The 20,509-nt window shown below is 37.0% G+C and carries 18 protein-coding genes and 1 riboswitch; of the genes, 6 read left to right on the top strand and 12 right to left on the bottom strand.

Features of this window, described 5'->3' with window-relative positions; genetic code table 11:
* Positions 1-18 precede the first annotated feature (18 nt).
* From murQ to FFM61_RS02445, 3 genes are read left to right on the top strand one after another with little or no spacing between them, the layout of a single operon-like run.
* On the top strand, positions 19-906 hold the full coding sequence (gene murQ / locus FFM61_RS02435; protein WP_074427080.1) for an N-acetylmuramic acid 6-phosphate etherase: 888 nt from the start codon (positions 19-21) through the stop codon (positions 904-906).
* A gap of 18 nt (positions 907-924) precedes the next feature.
* Positions 925-2,892: a glucose PTS transporter subunit IIA gene (locus tag FFM61_RS02440; RefSeq protein WP_074427079.1), complete on the top strand. Its 1,968-nt coding sequence runs from the start codon at positions 925-927 to the stop codon at positions 2,890-2,892.
* Between the two features lie 27 nt (positions 2,893-2,919).
* Entirely contained in the window at positions 2,920-3,762 is an 843-nt protein-coding gene (locus FFM61_RS02445; RefSeq protein WP_074427078.1) for a MurR/RpiR family transcriptional regulator, read from the top strand.
* Positions 3,763-3,849: 87 nt separating this feature from the next.
* Here the strand turns inward: FFM61_RS02445 and FFM61_RS02450 are convergent, their stop codons facing one another.
* From FFM61_RS02450 to FFM61_RS02480, 7 genes are all read right to left on the bottom strand, one after another.
* Positions 3,850-4,566 carry a hypothetical protein gene (locus FFM61_RS02450; RefSeq protein WP_074427077.1) on the bottom strand — a complete coding sequence of 239 codons (717 nt, stop codon included), beginning with the start codon at positions 4,564-4,566 and terminating at the stop codon, positions 3,850-3,852.
* A 41-nt stretch (positions 4,567-4,607) separates the two neighbouring features.
* Entirely contained in the window at positions 4,608-5,408 is an 801-nt protein-coding gene (locus tag FFM61_RS02455) for a DUF4767 domain-containing protein (protein ID WP_074427076.1), read from the bottom strand.
* Positions 5,409-5,651: 243 nt separating this feature from the next.
* Complete coding sequence (metK, locus tag FFM61_RS02460; RefSeq protein ID WP_074427075.1) at positions 5,652-6,845, bottom strand: methionine adenosyltransferase; 1,194 nt, start codon at positions 6,843-6,845, stop codon at positions 5,652-5,654.
* A 90-nt stretch (positions 6,846-6,935) separates the two neighbouring features.
* A riboswitch (SAM riboswitch) is annotated at positions 6,936-7,024 on the bottom strand.
* Positions 7,025-7,521: 497 nt separating this feature from the next.
* Positions 7,522-8,286 carry a hypothetical protein gene (locus FFM61_RS02465; protein WP_074427073.1) on the bottom strand — a complete coding sequence of 255 codons (765 nt, stop codon included), beginning with the start codon at positions 8,284-8,286 and terminating at the stop codon, positions 7,522-7,524.
* A gap of 104 nt (positions 8,287-8,390) precedes the next feature.
* On the bottom strand, positions 8,391-9,071 hold the full coding sequence (locus FFM61_RS02470; RefSeq protein WP_074427072.1) for a hypothetical protein: 681 nt from the start codon (positions 9,069-9,071) through the stop codon (positions 8,391-8,393).
* Positions 9,072-9,230: 159 nt separating this feature from the next.
* Positions 9,231-11,132: a sugar MFS transporter gene (locus FFM61_RS02475; protein ID WP_074427071.1), complete on the bottom strand. Its 1,902-nt coding sequence runs from the start codon at positions 11,130-11,132 to the stop codon at positions 9,231-9,233.
* Between the two features lie 14 nt (positions 11,133-11,146).
* On the bottom strand, positions 11,147-13,192 hold the full coding sequence (locus FFM61_RS02480; protein ID WP_074427070.1) for a beta-galactosidase: 2,046 nt from the start codon (positions 13,190-13,192) through the stop codon (positions 11,147-11,149).
* A 123-nt stretch (positions 13,193-13,315) separates the two neighbouring features.
* Between FFM61_RS02480 and FFM61_RS02485 the strand changes: the two genes are divergently transcribed.
* Positions 13,316-14,326: a LacI family DNA-binding transcriptional regulator gene (locus FFM61_RS02485; protein ID WP_074427069.1), complete on the top strand. Its 1,011-nt coding sequence runs from the start codon at positions 13,316-13,318 to the stop codon at positions 14,324-14,326.
* Between the two features lie 80 nt (positions 14,327-14,406).
* Here the strand turns inward: FFM61_RS02485 and FFM61_RS02490 are convergent, their stop codons facing one another.
* Positions 14,407-14,913 (bottom strand): type 1 glutamine amidotransferase domain-containing protein, encoded by a 507-nt coding sequence (locus FFM61_RS02490; RefSeq protein WP_074427068.1) that lies wholly within the window; start codon positions 14,911-14,913, stop codon positions 14,407-14,409.
* Positions 14,914-15,022: 109 nt separating this feature from the next.
* On the opposite strand from FFM61_RS02490, the gene FFM61_RS02495 reads away from it, so the two are divergent.
* Positions 15,023-15,406 carry a winged helix-turn-helix transcriptional regulator gene (locus FFM61_RS02495; protein ID WP_074427067.1) on the top strand — a complete coding sequence of 128 codons (384 nt, stop codon included), beginning with the start codon at positions 15,023-15,025 and terminating at the stop codon, positions 15,404-15,406.
* A gap of 100 nt (positions 15,407-15,506) precedes the next feature.
* On the opposite strand, the gene FFM61_RS02500 is transcribed toward FFM61_RS02495, so the two are convergent.
* Both FFM61_RS02500 and FFM61_RS02505 read right to left on the bottom strand, forming a co-directional pair.
* Positions 15,507-16,184, bottom strand: coding sequence for an SDR family oxidoreductase (locus FFM61_RS02500; protein WP_074427066.1), 678 nt, complete (start codon positions 16,182-16,184; stop codon positions 15,507-15,509).
* Positions 16,185-16,253: 69 nt separating this feature from the next.
* Complete coding sequence (locus FFM61_RS02505; protein WP_083194440.1) at positions 16,254-16,895, bottom strand: class A sortase; 642 nt, start codon at positions 16,893-16,895, stop codon at positions 16,254-16,256.
* A gap of 426 nt (positions 16,896-17,321) precedes the next feature.
* On the opposite strand from FFM61_RS02505, the gene FFM61_RS02510 reads away from it, so the two are divergent.
* The gene (locus FFM61_RS02510; protein WP_074427065.1) at positions 17,322-18,806 is read left to right on the top strand and encodes a hypothetical protein; all 1,485 of its coding nucleotides are present in this window, start codon (positions 17,322-17,324) and stop codon (positions 18,804-18,806) included.
* Between the two features lie 82 nt (positions 18,807-18,888).
* Here the strand turns inward: FFM61_RS02510 and FFM61_RS02515 are convergent, their stop codons facing one another.
* Positions 18,889-19,842 (bottom strand): aldo/keto reductase, encoded by a 954-nt coding sequence (locus tag FFM61_RS02515; protein ID WP_074427064.1) that lies wholly within the window; start codon positions 19,840-19,842, stop codon positions 18,889-18,891.
* Positions 19,843-19,907: 65 nt separating this feature from the next.
* Positions 19,908-20,509: dTDP-glucose 4,6-dehydratase (locus tag FFM61_RS09045; RefSeq protein ID WP_240005960.1), on the bottom strand; the 602-nt coding region annotated here is incomplete at its 5' end.

A 20,509-nucleotide genomic window follows, 5' to 3' on the forward strand; every position in this document is an offset into this window, starting at 1 on the left:
AAAAAGGAGCTTTATACGATGAATTTAGAACAATTAACAACCGAACAACGTAATGAACATACCATGAATTTAGATAGCCTTAATATTCATGAGGCTGCTGTGTTAATGAATAATGAAGACCAGACTGTTGCAGATGCAGTTGCCCAAGCACTCCCTGCTATCGAGGAGGCAATCGCCAAAACAACTGCCTCTCTTAAGGCTGGCGGTCGTATTATCTATATGGGCGCTGGTACAAGCGGTCGTTTAGGCGTTTTAGATGCTGCCGAGTGTGTCCCTACTTTTGGTGTGAGTCCCGAAACAGTCGTCGGTTTAATTGCTGGTGGTGAAAAAGCCATGATCCACGCTGTAGAGGGTGCCGAAGACAGTCTGACTTTAGGACCAAGTGATTTGCAAAACTTACAATTAAATCACAAAGATACTGTTATTGGTATCGCTGCAAGCGGTCGAACACCATACGTCATTGGTGGCTTAGACTATGCGCAAAGCGTCAATGCTGCAACTGTTAGTTTAGCATTAAACCTTAATGCCATTATTAGCCAACATGCTCAAACCGCTATTGAAATTAATGTCGGCCCTGAATTTTTAACAGGTTCAACACGTTTAAAGTCTGGAACTGCACAAAAGATGGTCCTTAACATGATTTCAACCATTTCTATGATTGGTATTGGTAAAATTTACAAAAACCTCATGGTTGATGTGCAACCTACCAATGAAAAATTAGTTGAACGCTCAAAAGGCATTATCATGACGGCAACTGATTGTTCATACGAAGTTGCCTCAAAAACATTTGCGGCTGCTGAACAACACGTTAAACCTGCAATTGTTATGATTTTAACAGGGGTAAACTATGCAGATGCGACAGCCAAATTACAGCAAGCTGATGGCTTTATTAATAAAACTTTCTAATCAAAGGGGTATAACATCATGGTAAATGAAAATTATGATCAAATGGGACAAGATATTTTTAAAAACGTGGGCGGTGAAGAAAATGTCGACAAAGTGATCCATTGTATGACCCGTGTTCGTTTAACGCTAAAAGATGAAGACAAGGCTGATATTGAAAAATTAAAAGCCATTCCGGGCGTTCTAGGTGTCGTTGAAGATGAAACCTTACAGGTTGTTGTGGGCCCTGGTAAGGTTAATAAGGTTGCGCAAAGCATGGTAGATTCAGTTGGTGTTAAATTAGGCGAAACCTTTCCACAGGCACAAAACACCCAACCTGATAATGCAAATTTACAAAATCAAACCAACCAAAATAAGGCTGCAGCAAAACAAAAGTATAATAAACCTAATAAATTCAAATCCATTTTGAAATCTTTGGCTAATATCTTTGTGCCAATGATTCCTGCCCTAGTCGGAGCTGGAATTGTTGCCGGTATTGCTTCAATTTTCCAAAATTTGGTAACAGCTGGTACATTAACGGGTGATAACATTACCCAATTTGTAACCGTCTTAAACGTCATTAAAAATGGGCTATTTGCTTACTTAGCTATTTATACAGGAATCAATGCTGCTTCTGAATTTGGTGCTACCCCTGCCTTAGGTGGTACCGTGGGTGCTGTTACGTTGTTATCAGGCGTAACACCTGATACACCAATTCAAAATTTGTTTAATGGTCAAGATCTTGCCGCTGGTCAAGGTGGTATTATCGGTGTTATTTTCGCCGTTTGGATTTTATCATTGGTTGAAAAAAGACTACATAAATGGGTACCCGATGCTGTCGACATTATTGTTACGCCCACCTTGAGCTTATTGGCTATTGGTTTAGCCACAATTTATATCATCATGCCAGTTGCCGGTGTCGTTTCAGATGGTTTGTTACAATTTATCAATGTCGTTTTAAACATTGGTGGTCCAGTTGCCGGATTCGTATTAGGTGCACTATTCCTACCAATGGTTATGCTTGGTTTGCACCAAATTTTGATTCCAATTCATTTGGAAATGATTAACCAAATGGGTAGCACACCACTTTTGCCAATCCTTGCCATGTCTGGTGCCGGACAAGTTGGTGCTGCATTCGCACTTTGGTTGTACTTCCGTCACAGTAAGCAACAAGCTGAGTTAGTACAAAACATTAAAGGAGCACTTCCAGTTGGTTTGCTTGGTGTTGGTGAACCTTTGATTTATGCCGTAACTTTGCCACTAGGTCGTCCATTTATTACTGCATGTATTGGTGGTGGTATCGGTGGTGCCGTTATCGGTATGCTTGGCCATGTTGGTGCCATCGCAGTTGGACCTTCAGGTTGGGCACTAATCCCATTAATTGCTAACCATAAAGTTGTTTACTACCTAATTGGTTTGGCTGCCGGTTATGTTGGTGGTTTCATCTGTACTTACTTCTTTGGAATTCCAAAAGATATGAAGAAAGCAGCTACTGAGGAAGTTACTGCTCCAGCAGCCACTAACGAAACACCTGCAGTTGCCGAAACAAAACCATTTACAACTGAATTAACCGCACCTGTTAATGGTCATTTAATTGCGCTTGCTGATGTCCCAGATGATGTCTTTTCTGCAGGTATGATGGGTGAAGGTGTTGCCATCGAGCCAAGTGATGGCCATGTTGTTTCACCAATTGCTGGTACTATTCAAGCTGTCTTCCCAACTAAGCATGCCATTGGGATTATTGGTGATAATAATGAAGAAATCTTAATTCACATGGGATTAGATACGGTCAGTCTGCAAGGACAAGGATTTGAAACTTTGGTCGAAGCAGGTCAAACTGTAAAAGCTGGTGATCCCCTTACAAACATGGACTTAAACGTTATTAAGGAAGCTGGTTACGCTACTGTAATACCAATACTAGTCACAAACAGCGCTGATTTTGCTTCTGTTACTGACGTTCCTGCACAAGATGTTCAAATCGGTAATACCATTATAACGATTAAATCATAGTACACTAATTATCAAGTGGGGTAACATATGAATTCATTATTCGCCCGTTTAGTGGCTGAAAAACATTTTACAGCGAGCGAACGTAAAATTGCGGATTTATTACTTAAAAATCCACAATGGTTTCTTGACGCAACTACTGCTAAGATTGGTAACAAAACTCAAACTAGTAGCGCCGCTGTGGTTCGATTCGCTAAAAAATTAGGTTACGCAGGCTTTCCAGCACTACGCTTAGATATTGCCTTAGCAACTACCGACAATAAGCAACCCTCATTGAGCGAAATCACTGCAGACGAATCTGTCGATGACATTCTAGCAAAAACAAGCGCACGTTTTAAACTAATTCCTGATACTATTGCGCAACAAAATAATGCTAGTGACTTTCTTACTGCTACTCAATTAATTGAACAAGCCCAACATATTTTTATTTATGGCATTGCGGCCTCCTCTTTAGTCGCGCAAGATTTACAGCAAAAATTTACACGCATTGGTATTGAGGTGATTTACCACGCTGATTTTCATCAAATGATTACCAGCATACAAGCTATTGCAACGGATAATGATATTAGTATTATTATTTCTGAATCTGGCAATACGTATGAAACACTAAAATTTCAAAAAATTAGTCTTGATTTGAATCTAAAAACTATTGTTATAACTAGTAATCCAGATACACCGCTAGCAACTAACAGCCACGTGATTTTACAAACTGCGACGCAGCAATTTGATAAAGTACGCTTTGCCTCAACAATTGGACTGTTATCACAATTATATGTCGTTGATATTTTGTTCTACACTTATATCAGTCGCCACTATGATGCTGCTCAAGAAAAGATTGCGCTAACAAGAGCACGAATCGATCAAGATTTGTAGATTAAAAACGCCATCAACATCCTATATTTCGGGATGTTGATGGCGTTTTATTTATATTTATTGAATTAGATCTTACTTACCCCAAAACTAATATTCATCGTCTGAAATATCATCGGCGTCATCGTCATCCGTATCATTTGCAGGCATGGTGTCCTGATCAACCGGTAAATAAGTGAACGCCTCTGCTGACTTAGACATATCAATCGAACTAGCTACAGAATCAACTGTTGTTTTATTAAGCTCATACTCTGAAAGCAATGTTGTCTTTGAAACAGTTTCCGTTGCTTTCCAATAACTATTCTTAGAGCTTTTCAAAGCCAAAGTTTCTTCAGAAGATTCAACCTGCGAAAGCGTAAATGTGCCATCATGATTATCCGTAATTAAAAACGAGATATTCAAAATGCCACCGTTACCATCCCAAGTCATCACTATCTTATTTGCAGTCCCCATATAAGGCCAATAAGGTATATTCATATACGGTGAGTTTTTAAACTCATGATTAATCAACAATGCTAATTGTGCTTTTTGAGGCAATGAATCAAAATCATTCAAATTTGAACTTTCAGTAGCAACATTTGCTACCGATTGTATACTCGTTACCGCTGATGATGACTGTTTTTTATTCACATTTGTTTTATCTGAAGATTCATGTGACTTATTATTCTTGGCGCTACTTTCATCTTTTTCTGCTCGCTCAATAACATTTGATCTATGGTTATAACCAATAGCAGCACCGACTCCCACACTAACAACTAGTACAACAATAATTAGACTAACGAGCCCAATAATTTTTTTCTTGCCCATTATTAAATTGCTCCGCCCTTTTTATAATCTGCTACTTTGTATTAATCATTAACAACATTTTCAAATCCTGCCTGCAATTCAGTATTTGCCGTGGGAGTAAAACTCAAAATATTCCCGTTTGTTGTTTTGGTCATATAAACTATTGGTTGTCCATGATTTAGCATGAATAAGTAAGTTGTCGGATACATTTGACCCGGAATAGTGCCTGATGCAACAGCAACAGCTTGATAGTCACCTGGTGTCTTACCGTCAGCATCCCAGACTACATTTGTTATTGCACCATTAAGTTCAATTCTCCCTTGTAGTTCACCATTCTGGATCTGTTCAGGAAATTTAATACCTAAATGTTCAACACTTTGAGAATCATAAGTTCCTTGATATTGTTGGTGCATTTTTGCCTGCCATTGCGCCATAAAGCTTGATAGTTCAGCCTGTTTAGTAGCATTCCATCCGGATACCGTTGCTGCTTCCGAAGATGATGATGATTGCGGCTGATCTGATGATACCTCACTACTTTCGGTTACTTCTTTTTGTACTGAATCGATTTTCTTTTGTAATGATCTATGACTAGACTGGCTCACTTCTTGATCGGCATTTCTCTGTGAGATGTAAGTCGCACCAAAATACCCACCAACAACACCAATCAAAACCACTGCAGCAGCAACCACTACTGGCAGCACCCAACCTCGTTGCTTACGTGATTTTGCCCGTGTCTCTTGCTGGACTGATTTTGAATCCTGGATAATCACTTGCTTCATTTCACTAAATTCGTCCGATGTAATTATTCCTTCATCCAACATTTTTTTAAGCTTATTTAATTTTTCTAAATCGGTTGATCCCATAGTTCTACTCCCTTAGGTAATTGCCCACAATATGTAAATTTAATAAACTACTCAAATATCCATCAATACAATTCGTATTAAAAAGCTTTATATCGCTTTGATTATATCACAACACATATTACCAAAAGCCTGTATTCGTTCTTTATGCACTATTTCCCACTATGCCAAGTGTTTAATTTTCGACAAGTTACTATATTCATAAAAAAAGAACTGTGAAAATTTCACAGTTCTTTTATTTATCTTTTACTTGTTAAAGTAATCCTTCAACTCATCAACCTTATCCAAGCGCTCCCATGGCAAATCCAATTCTGGACGACCAAAGTGACCGTAGGCAGCAGTTGCTTCGTAACGAGGCTTACGCAAATCCAAATCGTCAATAATCCCTGCTGGACGTAATTCAAACAAATCACGAATTGCAGCAACCAAATCATTTTCAGAAACCTTTGCTGTACCAAATGTCTCAACATTAACTGAAACAGGGGCAGCAACACCAATTGCGTAGGCAACTTGAATTTCAACCTTTTCAGCTAAACCTGCAGCAACAATATTCTTGGCAATGTGACGCGTTGCATAAGCAGCTGAACGATCAACTTTAGTAGCATCCTTTCCTGAGAAAGCACCACCACCGTGACGAGCATAACCACCATAAGTATCAACGATAATCTTACGACCTGTCATACCAGCATCACCCTTAGGCCCACCGATTACGAAGCGACCAGTCGGGTTAATGAAGTAACGTGTCTCATCATCAACCATGTCAGCTGGTAGAATGGGGTCAATAATGTATTGACGAACATCTTGACGTAATTGTTCTAAGGATACTGAGGCGCGATGTTGTGTTGATAACACAACTGTATCAATACGAATAGGTGCACCATTTTCATCAAGTTCAACTGTCACTTGTGCCTTAGCATCTGGCAACAAGTAATCCAAAACGCCTGCACGACGAATATCGGCTTGCTTTTTTACCAATTTATGTGACAACACAACTGATAGTGGTAAATATTCATCAGTCTCATTTGTTGCAAAACCAAACATTAGACCTTGATCACCAGCACCAATTTGGTCAAGTGGGTCAATCCCACCATCCTCACGTTGTTCGATAGCTGAGTCGACACCTTGAGCAATATCAGGTGATTGCTCATCCAAAGTAATTCCTACGTGGATGTCATCTGCTAAGAAACCTGCTTCTGGATCATCATAACCAATACGCTTTAATGTATTACGCACAATATCATTAATATTAACATATGCACGCGTTGACATTTCACCAAAAACATTAACGTAACCTGTTGTTACTGATGTTTCTACCGCTGTACGTGCCTCTGGATCTTGCTTTAGGACAGCATCCAAAATTGCATCTGAAATTTGATCTGATACTTTATCGGGGTGTCCTTCTGAAACTGATTCTGACGTAAATAAACGCTTTTCTGACATAAATATCTCCCTTTTACTTTTACAAAAATCAAAAATAAATAAACCCCGAGTACCACACATAGGCGGCATGTCGGGGTTTGAGTCGATATGCGCCTATCTACTAGAAATTACCACATCACCTTTAACGGTAGTTGGTGTCAGATCATGGGGTCCAGTCCCTCCCTGACTCTTGATAGGGTGTCGAGTTATTTACTTTTTATACTCCAACTATGATACTGATTTTTTTTTAATTGTGCAAGCTAATTTTTTTCGTTAATTAAGAAACACTGAATAAAAAGTGATAATGTCCACTTAGTTGGCAAATAGAAATGTCCGTTTTCTGCACAATAGCGTAAAGACTAATTACAAGGGGCGAAACAAATAAAAAAAGTTGAACTAATGGAACATGAACAACGATATCTTTTTTACAGGTCACCCGACCAAAGTTTTTATTATTGAAACATTGGCTAAAAAGCTGTATACCACCATTGACAACCATCTATACCTCATAAAGGAAGTCCCTAAACATCATACTATTTGCCGTCACTATGCTAGCATTCAGCGTAAGAAAGCTTAACAAGTATATATTTCATCAATAAATCATTCTTGAAAAGCACGATCGTATAAGCGATATTGCGCTTTAAAAATTGGACATTATCACTTCCTATTCAGCTCAAAACAGCCCATTGAAAGCGACCTATGCCTCATCCTCAACGTTCTGCAAAGCTTCTTGTACAAATGCCACCATTGCACTAACACCAGGGTTATTAGCAACTTTTATGCGTCGTCCCATGCGACGTAAACGATGTGCTGCGGTTACTATTTCATGATGTGCACCACGCAAAACAACTAATTGGAAATCATATTGCGTCTTATTCATTTCATGCACAATTTTACCATTATTAACATCTGATGGATCCAACCATACAACTTTAATACCCAGTCGCGTTAATTTTTGTGTGGCATTTTTTACTGTCTCGCCCCACCAAGAAATAATTAAAACCTGATAATTTTCAGCCATCATAGGTTCTACTAATTCATGTACTTGTTTTACTGAATCACACTCATTCACAACTGGAACATTTAATTGACGAATTAATATAATCGATTTGGTATCCCGACGTTGACGCGCCGAATAATAATATGCGGTTGTTAATTCTTCTATTGGAATGCCATTCATTGATTCTGTAGTTAAACAATATTGATTTCCTTGTTGGTCAATAAATGACCAATCATTCTCCGACCGTACCAAGCGTCCCTGTATTTGATGCCATAATACAACATCTTCAGACACTAATTGATTATATTTATCAACTAACCGCAGTAACGGATGATATTCACTAACACAAGCTTCATCTAATTCACTTGTTAATTGCCGTAATCTCTCAGAACGACTAATTTGAGAGGGTTGCATTGTGCTTATTTTTTGTTGCTGCGTTTGTTGTTGCTGTTGCGAAAACATCAATTGTTCCTGTAGGTCATCTATTTTTTTATATAATGCACGATTGTCTATTTTTGGACAGACATGTTTAGACTCTAACTTAAACTGCGTGCGTTGTTTTTGCTTTATTTTTGTCTGTTTTTACGGACTTGCTCACGAATAACCCCCATTTCTTGTTGTTGTTTCTTTATTTTAAATTGATATGTTGCGTTCGTTTCGCATAATATTTGTAATTTTTGTGTCAATTCTTGATTAAGTAACATTTGTTCACGCAATACCATTTCCTTTTGTGCTAATGCTACTTTTAATTGTTGATATTGCTGCGTTAATTGTAATTTACTTTCAGTTAGTTGCCGCAAACGTTGTTTCAGCGTTTGGTTGGCTCGTTTTGTTTTATCACCAATATTCTTTGGTGAACTTTTTTCAAATATCTTAGGTTGCTGATACTGATAAAAAATTTCCTCAGTTATTTCTCCTAATAACAACTGATTCAATTTTTCAACAAACTCATACACCCGATACCGTTCACCACTAGGTAACATAACCATCAATTGCATGAGGCGCCGATCATGATGATAAGTAATTGCAGTCATATCCAATGGACGCTGAACTAATTTTGTGTCTACTTTGTTTTGGATGGCGCCTAACATTACCCGACTAGTTTGACTAAATTTTGCTAACTGGGATTTAGATAATAAACTATCCTGACGATAGGTTGTTTGAATTAATTTTCCAAAAGGCTTCAAGTCATCAACTAATTTTTTGCCCGTCGTTGCCGACTTAATAGGCCGCTTACTAGTTCTCATTAAATCATCCTCTATGTTATTTGTTATATTCACATGCTACTTTGTTTTATAAAACATAACAATATTTTTCATGACGGATAATTATTTAGATATTAAAAAACCAGCTTTTCACACTAAAAAACATCTTGAAAATATAATTTTCAAGATGTTTTATCTTAATTATTTAAAAGAAACAGGTTGTAATTCATCCCCATGTTGTACATGCTTTTCATCAAATTCAAAATTTTGAATACGCTTAGGGTCAACAAAGAACATCACGATTGTATCCGCATAACCATTCGCTTCAAACAATTGACGATCAAAATTCATCAACAAGTCACCTTGATGAATTTCTTGACCATCAACGAAGTGTAAGTCAAAGCCAGCACCTCTCAAGTTAACAGTCCCGATTCCAACGTGGATAATTGCAGCTAATCCATTTTCAGATTCAATCCCAAAAGCATGCTGTGTTGAAAATGTAAAACGAATTTTACCATCAAATGGTGCATAAACCTTATTATCACTTGGTTGAATCACATAACCTGTACCATCAAACAAATCTAATGCCGGTTGTGCGCGATTTAACTCAGCTAATGATGTGATAACCCCACTAGTTGGTGCACTAATTAACTGTTGTTGTGTGACAACATTTGTTGATGCTGTAACACCGCCTTCAGTTGCTAATTTTGATTCTAACTCAACAACAACTTGTGCATGCGCCTTTTCAGACAATTTTACTTTCCACCAAAAAATAAGCAATGATCCTGCAGCCAAAATTAATGGTGTGTAGAATGAGAACAATTCAAAAGTATGAATATTCCCTGCCGTCATATCTTTGGCAGTTGCTGATCCAGTCATACCAGCTGTCACAGCAATAAATCCAACAATCCCATTTGAAAAGGCCCCTGAAATTTTATCTAACAGTGGTCGAATTGATAATGTGACCGCCTCATTTCGTTTACCACTTTGTAATTGACCATATTCAATAGCGTCTGTCAATGTTAAGACCGTCACTAGTTGTGCATAGTTAAAGTTGAATAATACTAATCCTACTGTTACCAATGTTGGATTGTCATGGGCTACTAAGAATATAACATAAGCCAAAATCATACAAATTTGGCCGATACTAAACAAAACTTTACGTGTCACAAACTTATTTAACATACCAAATAATGGTGCTGTAAAGAAACTAACGATAGTAGCAACCACACCGGCAATCCAGAATTGGTTTGGTTTGTCCAAAACATACTTGAAATAATAGAATAAAACACCATTTGTTGCCACATACGCAACTGAATACAATAGATATGACAATGACGTCCATAACATTTGATCGTTATGTGCAATTCCAAGGAACACATCTTTAATTGATGTCTTTTCTTTATTTGCCGACTCACGAATAACGTTGTTCTTTTCTTTGGTTCCCCATGCAGTTGCTGCTGCAGATAGAATCGCAATTAATGAAATAATAACGGCAAACGCTAACCATCCTGCGCTACCTTGCTCATGTTTACCGGTCGCTAAGTAAGTAAAGTAGGTTGTAATTGGCACCACAATAATTGTTAAGCCGTTCCAACCAATAGTTCCTGTGAAACTACCCCAAACTGTAAATACACTACGTTCCGCACTACTTTCAGAAATAGCTGGTACCATCCCCCAATAAGCAACGTCACTGAAAGAATAGAAAATATCTAATGCCACAAAGACAATGACAAATAAAATCGCAAATAATAACGGGCTAATTTTTGATAAGCCAAACAATCCTGTAAAACTAACAATTAACAGAATTGCACTAACAATCGTACCGATCATTAACCAAGGCTTAAATTTCCCATATTTAGATTGCGTATTGTCAACAATATTCCCTAAAATCGGGTCTAATACCACCTCAGCTAAACGAATAATCACAACTAATGATGTAATTAAACCAATTAATTTATCGGCAACAGAAGGTGCTAAATCAGAAAACATACTTGATGTCACATACACAATAAAGTAAGTACTTAATGCCCCATAAAATGCGGAATGACCTAAATTCCCCAGAGCGAAACTAATTCGCTCCTTATAACTTGTCCTATTCATCTCTTATTTCTCCGTTAATTTTTCTTCACTAATACCAGACCATCATATGCCACCATTTGATGCTTACCGACTGATATTTCTTTACCTGTCAAAATATCAATAACTGGAGTTTTAATGGTTATCGTTGCTGCTTCATCTGCAAAATTTTGAACAAAATAATATGTTTGTGTATCATCTTCACGTCTATTCACATGAACGGCCGTTGTTGTTTTTTCAATAGGCATTACTGACGTTAATTGCAAATCAGTTACGATTTTTTCATAGAAAGTAGCTAAATACTTTTGATCAAAACGGGCACCAACATAATATGCCGTTCCTTTACCAAATGAATTCATCGTTACCGCTGGCGAATCCGCATACCAATCACTGGTATAACGTGCCAACACTTCGGCTGTATCTAATTCCATAATTGTTGTATAGTCATGGGCTTGCGTTTGATTATTTTCATCAGCAACCCCAACTAGCTGACTTGGATATAAAGTATCTGTCTCAATTGGCTCAATACCATAAACCTCATGTAATGGTTTTAGCCAACCACCAAGATAAGCTAGGTAACGTTCATCAACCTGACCTGAAATATACGATCCGACCAGTACTCCACCTTGCGCAACATATTCATTTAATTGATTAGCAAAATCCCTACTCATTAAGAAATGCATTGGATCAATAACTAATTGATAAACAGACCAATCATCTTGTGTACTAATAAATTCAACGGGAATATCATGCTCCCAAAAATATTGGTATTGTTCTTGAATTGTGCGCCAGTATTTAATCGTTTCACCTGCATAATTACGTACATCACTCAGTGCCCACATATTGTCATAATCATAAACAATTGCGACTTTCGCCTGTCGAGCAGTTGTATTTAATGCTGGTTGTAATGAAATTAAATTTTCGCCAACCTTGGTAACCTCTTTAAAAACCCGAGTATCATCTCTCAAATCATGGCCAATCACAGCCCCATGATACATTTCAGATGAACCACGTGATTGATGTAGTTGAAAATAATTAATGGCATTTGCGCCATGCGATATTTCTTGCAACACACCCATACGATGCATGCCCGGCGCCTTTGGTCGATTAATCGGATGCCAATTTACTTGTGACGGTGTACTTTCCATGATCATATAATTAGCATGCTTATAACTACGCATGACATCATTCATCACAGCCGTATTCATTGCTAATGCAGTGGTTGTTTTAGCATCACTACGCCAACTTGGATATGAATCCCAACTAATAACATCAACGTGTTGCGCAAACTTTTGATAATCTAAATCAAAGAACACATGCTCATCATCTGGATTACCACCCATGAAATTTGTTGTAATTTTAATATTCGGCGTAACTTCTCGTAACACTTGTGCTTCCGCCTCAAAGAAATCAATTGTTTGTTCTGACACAAAACGATGCCAGTCCAAATTAAGCCCCAATAAGTTTTCATCGCCACGTGGTGAAGGTGCTACCACTTGATTCCAACTTGTATACGTATGACTCCAAAATGTCGCCCAATAAGCCTGATTCAAGTTATCTAAAGTTTGATATTTATCTTGTACCCATTTACGAAATGCTGCCTGACATAAATCACAATAGCACTGACCACCAAACTCATTTGAAACGTGCCATAAAATCAAACTTTTACGCTGACCATATCGTTCTGCCAACTTTCGATCAATATTTTGCACCTTTTGTCGGTAAGCCGGGCTAGTATAACAATGGTTATGTCGTTCACCGAATAGATGACGTTGCCCATTTTGATCAACGCGTAATACCTCTGGATATTTTTCAGCAACCCAACGTGGTCGCGCACCACTAGGCGTCGCTAAAATGACATGCATATCTTGTTGTTCAGCCCGATCAAACACTTCATCAAGCCAATCACAATTGTACTCACCTTCACTTAGCTCTAATTTTGCCCAAGAAAAGATGCCGATTGTAATGGTATTAATGTGCGCTTTTTTAAAATACGCAAAGTCCTTCGCAATAATTTCCGGATGGTCTAGCCATTGCTCAGGATTATAATCACCACCATGTATAAATTCCCTTATCTGTGTCATAATTAACCTCAATGTATCCTTATCTTTATTAGTTAACGTTACTTTTAATTGTAAGCGGTTTCATCAAATGGTATAGTGTTATTTAGTAAATTTATTTACTTATCATATAAAAAGGATTATCTAATGGCTTCAATTAAAGAAATTGCATTGATATCTGGATTTTCACAAAGTACTGTGTCTAGATTATTAAATCATGACCCTGCCCTTTCCGTATCAGATGCAACGCGCAATAAAATATTGGCTACTGCAAAAAAGCTACATTACCCATTACCGCAGACAGATACTAAAAAAACCTATCAAGTTGCCGTTTTTTTTGCGTTAAACCCGCAACGTGAAATTGAGGATGTCTATTATTACGATTTACGTCGTAGCATTGTTCAACACGCTAAGGATGAATACATAGACGTAACTTTTATTAAGGATCTTAAAAACAAAAATTTAACCAAGTTTGATGGCGCTATTGCCGTTGGTTATTTTGATGATGATCAGCTTATGCAATTACATCAAGCTTTCGCACATATTCTATTTATTGATAGTAACCCTGAACCTGAACACTTTAGTTCTGTACAGCCCAATTTGGAGTACGCAACTACTAAAGCAGTTAATTTATTTATCAAACGACGATTAACAAATATTGGCATCGTAACTGGCCAATACTGGGATGTAAACACACCTAGTCACTTAATTGTTCGTCTAGATAGTCGGTTAAATTACTTTAAAAACATCATGACAGATGCGGGATTGTACAACGATGAATTACTGTTCAAAGCACATGACTTTACCGTTTCTAGCGGCCGTGAAATCGGGACTGAAATTGCTAACCAACTAAAAACCGGCTTAGCATTAGATGCCCTATTTATTGCATCAGATTCTCTTGCCATCGGTGTTTTAGACGCCCTGAATGAGATTAATCCTGAATTGGCTCAAGCTTTGTCTATCATCAGTATTAATGACAGTCCCAGCGCAGCTTATACACAACCACCCTTAACAACATTTCATATTGATATTGACTACCTAGTTAGGGTTAGTTTCAACAAACTATATGACATGATAACTTTTCATAATCAATCGCAAGAAATCACGTTAGTCACACCGACTTTGGTTTATCGCGATACTTTTACTAAAAATGACTGATATACAAAAAAACACGTGCTTGAACGAACCAAACACGTGTTTTTCATTTAATAAACATTTATAATATGAATATTTTTATTTTATGCTAAAGCCTTAACAACTGCTTCGTTAAATGCTGGAATATCTTTTGGTTCACGACTTGTGATCAAGTTACCATCAATAACGACAGCTTCATCTTCAATACGTGCACCAGCATAGTACAAATCAGGTTGTACAGTTAGGTATGAAGTCATTGTGCGACCTTGTACCAAACCAGTTTGAATCATTAATTGTGGACCGTGGCAGATACTTGCTGTTAGCTTGTTCTTTGCCAAGAATGACTTAGCAAAGTCAACGAAACGTTGGTCTGCACGCAATTGGTCAGGTGAAAATCCACCGGGAATGAACAAGGCATCAAAATCTTCTGGCTTTACGTCAGCGATTGACTTATCAATAGTAATCTTAGTACCGTGCTTACCTTCAACAGTACCTTCTTCGAATCCGATAGTTGTTACATTGTGCCCTGCATCCTTAATAGCTTCAACGGGGTCAGTATATTCAACATCTTCAACTAAATCTGTTACAACAACTGCAACTTCTTTTGTCATAATTAACATCCTCCTTTGGTTATGGTATATAATTTATACCTAAAAGTACCATAACACAATAACGCACTTTTTTGTGCGTATGAGTTTTCATATCAAATAGGAGATAATTATGACTGATATTGTAAGAAAATATGCGATTGAAAAAATACAAAAAAAGGATTTTAGTTGTGCCAAGGAATACACGTTATCAATGTTTTCAGGTAAATATAAAATTGTCATTATTTACCATTTATCACATGATGGCACCATGCGCTTTGGGGAAATCCAGAATTTACTGGACCATGCTACTCACAAGGTTTTGTCGCAACAACTCAATGAATTAGTTGAAGATGGCTTGGTTTCTCGTCAAGAAGATTTGATAAAAAATCGCAAAGCTGTTTTTTATTCATTAACGTCTACTGGGCAATCACTCATGCCCATCATTGAAATGATGTTCTCATGGGGTAAAGAACGCTTAGCAACGCTGGACGTTGATTACACACCCAAAATATAAAATGCAGTTTCACTAAAAAGACCTGTCCTCACTTTCATAGCGAGAACAGGTCTTAACTTATTTTTCACATAAAAATCAAGCATTATTTTATGATAACTGCCTAATCATCAATGGCTTCCTTAATCGGTGTGTCCCCACCATCCAGATCAAATGAATGACGCACAGTAGCTTGATTATTCAAAACAGCCAAAATAGTTGCTGCAACATCTGCACGTGGGACCTTCATTTTTGGTGAAGCGACCTTTGCCAAATCATCCGTAACTGTTACTTTACCAGTACCTTCGTCATCCAATAACAACGTTGGCCGTAAAATCGTGTAGTCCAACTCACTATTTTCCAAATATAAATCGGCATAATGCTTAGCTGCATAATAGAAGTTGCCAGTTGGGCCTAAGTCGTGACGACCATATGACCAAAATTCACGTTTATTGGCATTGATGGCACTAACGATAACAAAGCGCTTAATGCCAACGTTTTCAGCAGCCTTGATACTTTTAATAGCACCATCCAAATCGATCATCATGGTTTTTTCTGGACCTGTTTTACCACCTGAACCAGCCGTAAATACAACAGCATCGACGCCCTGCATGGCTTTTTCTAAGTCAGTTTGTTCTTTTTCTAAATCAATCGCAACTGTTTGTACACCAGCTTCTTCATAAGCATGTCTTTGCTCTGCCGTGCGCAAACCTGCAACTTCCTCAAAATCATTACTATCATGTAATTTTTTAGTCAAAATTTGACCAATCTTACCGTGTGCCCCAATAACTAATACTTTCATGACTTCCCGCCTTTCTATTAGTAAGTACATGTATATCATAACGTATTGACGCTAAGGTCGTAAAGCAACTTAATGTGTGGTACCACCAGCATCCCCATTACTACCTTCTTCAGTCCCTGGATTAAACCAATCAGCATGCGCATTGGTTGGTTGTTTTGTTAAATCAAAGTAACGAACAACGTGACTAGGTGCTTTTTCCCATGTATATGTTTTTGTTAAATAGCCCGTCGTAATGATACGATATTGCGTACTTGGAAATAGACAAGTAACAATCGTCACTTGCGCCGACTGAGTTGGATCTAACACACTTACATCATCAGCCGTTACCACAGTTTGTTTGGCAATTTTATATTTGTAGATACCTTTGTCATTCGCCAAATAAATGGGCTTACCATTTAACCATTTATTTTCATGGCGCTGACCATCAACCAAATAGGGCGCATCATCTTTATAATGCTGTTGCAAGCCACTAAATCCTGTTAATCCATCATCAAAATTATGACTTGCTAAACCATAATTACCTTGCCCCATCACTGGCGTTTGCTTCCCTTGTGGATCATTTTGCGTTCGATTCGCATAATTGGCTCCTGCATTCAGCCCTTTTTTGGAATAAGCGTCATCAAATATTGGTTCTAAAATACCAACTTGTGGTACACTCACAAAGCCTTGTTTTTGTAAATCGGGTTGCGTATCGCGCATTAAACGACGCATAATCGTCTGTCGATCACCCCTTTTTTTAATGGGGGTTTTATCTATGGTCGTTTTGTTTGATTGTATTTCTTTTACAATTTACCCATGTATCCCAAACCAATTATATTCATAAGCTGCATATCCAATGCCAACTATTAACGTTAGCCCTAAGAAAATTCTTGTTAAAATCGTGGTTAATTTTTTCATATTTTTATTAATTGTTATCGTTTAATAACACCCTTTTACGTTTTAAATTTACTTTTAAATAATAAACAAAACTTAAAACTATCAACTTTTATTTTAATTATAAAAAATACAATAGTTATGGTTTTGTTTTTACAAAAAAAGCAACCTAAATTACACTATCATAGGTAGTACATGGCTTTTTTATTAATTTATTTTAATTATACTTTAATTTCAAAAATTCTAGAGAGGGGGGGCTCAGTCATGATTGAAAAATTTAAGCCGTTTATTGATAAAGAACGTCGTCTTGTCATTCAATTATTTGAATTCATTGAAAGTCATCGTAAACCGTCGCATACATTGAACGAAATAGCAGATTTTTTAGATATCAGTATATACAAAGCTAATATCGTTAGTAAAAATGCTGTCGTGATTGCGCAACAATATCCAGAAATAACGCTAGCTTTTGAAAATGATTGCTTATTCACAGATGACATTAATAATGCCGTCGTTACTAAAATAATCAATAAACAAGCTTACAATTCACTGCCTTTCCAGATTTTTTTGCATACTTTTTTAAATATATATCATATGTCTGACTCAGAATTCCAACAATCTGTTGGTATAAGTGCTGCAACATATTTTAGACTTAAAAAGAATTTAAATAATGCAATTGGTTTAGAAAAAATTAGGTCCCTTAAAAAAAGTGAAATTTTTATGCGTTATTATATTCATACTGTCCTGGTATATTTTTCATACTTTGATTTTTCACCCGACAGTTTAACACAACATGCTGATTTCATTAAAATGAAACAAACTGCCAATTATGCGATGCTAGTTTGGCATATTAACCCCTCGCGTAGTCAGCAAAAAAATTTCCAATATTTTTGCTTAGTTAATCTATTACGAGCTAAAAACAACTCACCTTTATTAAAAAGTGATCTTTCTTATCTCGTTACATTAACATCGCAAAATGAACTACTTTTGTTTATGAACCACATGCATAAGAAATGGCATCTTTTAAAAGAAGATGCTGAGATAGCAACTAGATATTATATTACTTTTCTGATTACAACCTATAGTTTACCCAACAAACATTTAGATTTTATACAAGAAAATACTATTAATCAAGTCATCACGCAACAACAAATACAACATGTTGCGTTTCTACTGGAAAAACAAGGGACAAATATTGATATTTCTGATTTAAAAAACAAGTTAGCCATTGTTAACGCTAGAATATTAAGCCCCTTTTTTAAAACGGATTTATTTCACTACGCTAAAAAGCAAGGTCCCAATTTAGTCCCAATGAATAATTCACAGGCCGATAATCTAATTAGTGAATTTACTGATATGGTAGCACACACGAGTGCATCACCATTTAATACAGTTGAAATTTCTGAAATTAATAAAATTTACGGTTTAGTCGTACTACCAAAATTATTAATGCGTCATACAGATTTGCAAGTTCATATTGTTATTGATTTTACATCTGGTCGCATTTTAAATGATTATATTTCCGATATTTTTAACACCTTAGGTGACCTACACATTACGATTGATAAAAATGTGACTGATAATACTGAAATTTATTTAACCGATACTTTAAATTCAACACTGTCAATTCATCAAATTGTGTGGAAAAGTAAGCCTTCTGAAAATGAATGGCGTGCATTTTATAACCTTATCTTTAGTTTGAGACAAAATAAAATTATGAATTCCAATGCAAATATTAATCCACTACAATAATATTCTTTTAAATAAGCCCCCATAAGCTAGTATATCCAGCTTATGGGGGCTTTAATGTATGCTAAACCGCATAATTAATTTTTTATGGCAAATCATTACCTGCTGCAAAGTAAATGTCGTACCATTCTTGATGAGTCAAAGCAATCTCACGACCATCAATCATTTCGACCAAACGGCTTGGGGTCATTGATCCCAAAATCACCTGCATATTTGCTGGATGTGTCAAGACAAACGCAACTGCAATACCATTCTTAGTTGAATGGTGTGCGTCAGCAATTTCTTGTAGCTTAGCATTCAATTCAGGGAATTTATCGTTATCAACAAAGTGCCCTTCAAACATACCATACTGGAATGGTGACCATGCTTGGATGGTCATATTTTTCAATTGTGAATAAGGCAAAATACCGCCATCATGATCAACTGAACGACTATCATTCATGTTAACATGTAAGCCAGCATCAACCATTCCCGTGTGCATTACACCAAATTGCAACTGATTGGCCACTAATTTTTGATCCACAACTGATTGAATTAACTCCACTTGCCATGGATTCATGTTAGAAACACCAAATTGTTTTACTTTACCTTGTTGTGCTAAATCATTGAAAGCTGCTGCAATTTCCTCAGGTTGCATCAATACATCTGGACGATGCAACAAGAAAACATCTAAGTAATCTGTTTCTAAACGTGCCAATTCGGCATCGACTGAAGCAATAATATGCTTCTTTGAAAATTCATAGCGTGGTCCCAAAATACCATCATCTGCAACTGGACCAGCATCAGATAAAATACCACCCTTTGATTGCAATATAATATCTTCACGCTTAGCACCAACAGCCTTCAAAGCTTTGGCCAAACTCTTAGTCGATGCCCCATTACCATAAATATCAGCCGTATCAAAAAAATTAACGCCTTTTGATAATGCCGTTTCAACAACTGCTTGTGCTTCTGCCTCTGTTTTATCACCCATACGCATAACACCTAATGCGATTTGGGGTACCATTAAACCAGAACCACCTAAATTAATTTGTGACATATTTTTCACCCTCCCTGTGTAGTATCTATTTTACACTTTTTTCAGTATCAAAAATACGCTGATAATTATTGTTCATGCTTTGCATAGTTTACTTCAACCGTTGCTTTGTCTGCTTGCCACCAACTCTGATGATCCTGGTACCAACGAATGGTTTGTTGCAAACCTGCCGCAAAGTCTGTATATTGCGGTTGCCAATTTAACGCCTGTTGTGTTTTGGTGGCATCAATGGCATAACGTAAATCATGACCCGGACGATCAGTAACAAAATCAAAATCTTGACTGTCTCGCCCCATATTTTGCAAGATCATCTGTAACACCGTGAGATTATTTAATTCTTCATTAGCACCTAATAAATAGGTTTCACCAATTTCACCACGTTCTAAAATCGCCCAAATACCAGCCACATGATCCAAAACATGAATCCAGTCACGTACATTTTGACCATTACCATATAACTTTGGTCGAATACCGCTCAAAATATTTGTAATCTGTCGTGGGATAAATTTTTCAATGTGCTGATATGGACCGTAATTATTTGACGTATTAGAAATTGTTGCTTGTAAATCAAACGAACGCACCCAAGCTCGCACTAACAAGTCAGCACCAGCTTTAGTTGCCGAATATGGCGATGAGGGTTTATATTGTGATGCTGTCGTAAATTTATCCA

The organism is Weissella hellenica (assembly GCF_005405545.1).
GTDB lineage: Bacteria > Bacillota > Bacilli > Lactobacillales > Lactobacillaceae > Weissella > Weissella hellenica.